We start from the raw sequence: 3,046 nt of genomic DNA on the forward strand, positions 1-3,046 counted from the left end.
TTTATCATTTTGACCACAAGAAGAAATGGTAGCAAATATTAGAATTGTCAATATTTTGATGTTATTTTTCATTTTTTGGTCAAATGTTGCACAACGGGTTAGAATATGAAAAGTTGCGGGTTTGAAAACGCAATTTTCCGATGTTTAAATTTAATATTTTTTTGTTTTAGAAACATTCTATTTTACTGAATTAAGCAATTTTTTATATGCATTGTTGGGCACAGTACTTTTTTTTTAGGATGCCCATTTCAGAATGCTCTTTTCAATACTCTCACTCCAAATATTTTCATCATCCATAACCTGATTATTCTGCCATAGTTCTTCCAGCCAATTTTTAAGTTTTACAGGGTTGTTAAATTTATTTTCAATTCCAGCTTTTACAAACTCGATAAATTGCTCAATAGAAAGAGGAATAATTTTTGTCTTGCCGCCATAAAGTTTTGTGTTCAATCTATTGAGATTAAAATAATGAGCTAAAGTTCCTTCGCTTATTTTTGGAGCAATAAAAATACAATACATTTCTTTATTTAAAATTTCTTTAGCCTTTCCAAAATGTCTAGGTACTGATTCATTTTCCATTTTATATTGAGTGTGTCCTCCAGACATTGTAACTTCCGTTATTATTCCAAAATCGGAGTATTCAGATTCAATATCAGGTTTTTGTCCTGGAGCATAATTAAGTGGCATTCCGTCAATATCCATAATAAAATTTCCATCAACTCTTTTCGCATAATTGAGCATAACTAAAGCTCTCCAAACATTCCATTCAAGGAATAGTGGAGCATCAGGTACTTCTTTTTTCTTGATTTTCTTAAACACATTAAGAATATCAGGAAGCTCTTTGTAATCTTTTAATTCACGTTTCTTTTCTTCTATGTTTTTAGACTTAACAGAAATTCTCAAACTATCCAAAATATCTTTAAGTTCTTCAATTGAAGCAGTTTTATCAAATTTTAAAAGCCCTAAATTCTCGATTTTTTTGATTAATAAGTCTTTATTGTCAGATAATAATTTAATTGAAAATGGATTGAATAAATAATCTTTGAATTCAGAAGTGTTTTTAAAAACAAGAGGTTTTCTATCTATTTCTTTTAGTATATAATTTACTTCTTCAACTTTTTGAGGTGAAATAATTAATCTAAAAGTTTTCTTTTGAAAAGTAACTAATTCAGTTGCTCTAATATATCTAACAAAAGCATCAGCGTAGTCTTTCATATTTGAGCGTTTAGTTTTTATAAATTTTTGTAATGAAGTATCTGAACTTTCTCTTGTTTTTAATTTTTTATCTTTGACTTCTTGTTGGAAAATTTCAAGTATTTCACTTTCAAAACATTCAGCAACATACATCTTTCGACTGCCTTTATATGGTTTTGAATTATTTTGGAATTCAGTAATTTTTGCTACTACTTTTTCAAAATCATTGTAATTTGTAAGTTGTGAAAAGAATAGAGCAATTTCAGTTTTTGAAATACTACCTAGTTCCATAATTAACCTTAATAGTTCAAGGTATGGTTTTACATTAAAATCTATTGTTTTAGACTGTGTATGATAGGGAGAAGGAAGTTGAAATTTTAGAAGTTGTCTAGTGAATGTTTCGTCTAGTCTTTTTTCAGCTAGTAGAAGTTTACCTGCTTCTGTAAGTTTTATAGTTGGTTGTACATCTACAAATCCTAACGCTTTCGGTGCTCTTGTTATTCTATCTCTTGCAGCTAAAGCTGGATTTGAAGGAAAAGTATCTCCTTCGTAATACTCTGAGTCAAATAAAGTTTGAAAAAAATCAATTTGAACTTGGTCATTTCCAGACCATTTCTGTCCTTCAAAATTTTCTGATAAAATTTTAATCTCAGGGATTATTTTTTCAATTGTTCTTGGTGATGTGAATGCAAATAATGCTTTCGTTTTACTTAAATTTGCCATAATTATTCCCAGAAAATATTATCATCAATAGCCATTGATTTTGTTTGTAAATTATCTTTGCCAGTTTCTAAATATTCAGATATTCGTGAGCTAGAAATTTCAATTGATTTATCTGAAATGTCACAACCGATAAAGTTGCAATTGTTTTTAATTGCAGCTATTGCAGATGAAGCACTTCCTAAAAAAGGGTCGCAAACAGTAAAGCCATCTTCAGAACTTGCGTGAAGCATAGCTTGAAAAACTTCTACTGGTTTTTGAGTAGGATATTTTGAACTATGAATTCTTTTAAAACGCCAAACGTCAGGAAATTTTCTGTTTCTTATTTTTCGAGTATTTTCATTGGTAGCAAAAATTACATACTCGTGTCTTCGTCTGAAATAATGACCCATTCCAATATTTACTTTATCCCAAGTTATGAGATTTTTCACATCAAAGTGACTACGAACTACACTTCCTAAACTTAAAAGAGAATAGGAGTCGAACATTATGTAAATATGTCCAGTTGATTTTTTTAGAACTCTCTTACATTCAGATAAAAATTCGTTGTAATTTTCTTCACTATCTTCAAATTCTCCGAACCATTTTCCGTTTTCCTTTCCTTTGTCTGCATATTTACCAACGATTCTTCCTTTTCCAAGTTTAAGTTTGTCATTCATTCCAGAATATGCTGGGTCAGTAGCAATAATATCTACACTATTTGAAGGTATTTTTTTTAAAAATGAAATAGCATCATCTTGATAAATTGAGACTTTATTTCTATCTGAATTATATTTAAAAGTAGCTTCTGCTTTTTTTAATCTTTTTTCAATTCTATTTTCTGTATTCTCGATAAATGATAAAATTGTTTGAAAGTATTTTTTTGAAATCTCCTCTTCATTGACAACAGGAATGTTTTGTTCAATTATATATTCTTTTAATCGGCTTTCTGTTATTCCGTATTTGGCTACTATTTCAGATGTTCTATACATTAAATATTGTTTTTTTTCAAATGTACAAATTTTGATTGATTTTTAGAGTTTCGTCGGTATTGTGCCCAACGTGTTTGTGTTATGGCTAGTTGCGTTGGCAAGAACTAAGTTAACAAAATAAACCGAACCATTAGGAAAATCCGTAGGATTTTCCGAGTAAA

General features: G+C 29.2%; 2 protein-coding genes. Both read right to left on the minus strand.

Annotated elements, in window-relative coordinates; translation table 11 throughout:
• Positions 1-234: 234 nt before the first annotated feature.
• Positions 235-1,917 (minus strand): AlwI family type II restriction endonuclease, encoded by a 1,683-nt coding sequence (locus tag LX78_RS14585; RefSeq protein WP_109683514.1) that lies wholly within the window; start codon positions 1,915-1,917, stop codon positions 235-237.
• A gap of 2 nt (positions 1,918-1,919) precedes the next feature.
• Positions 1,920-2,885 (minus strand): DNA-methyltransferase, encoded by a 966-nt coding sequence (locus LX78_RS14590; protein ID WP_109683515.1) that lies wholly within the window; start codon positions 2,883-2,885, stop codon positions 1,920-1,922.
• Between the last annotated feature and the right edge of the window lie 161 nt (positions 2,886-3,046).

This window comes from Xanthomarina spongicola (assembly GCF_003148645.1).
Lineage (GTDB): Bacteria > Bacteroidota > Bacteroidia > Flavobacteriales > Flavobacteriaceae > Xanthomarina > Xanthomarina spongicola.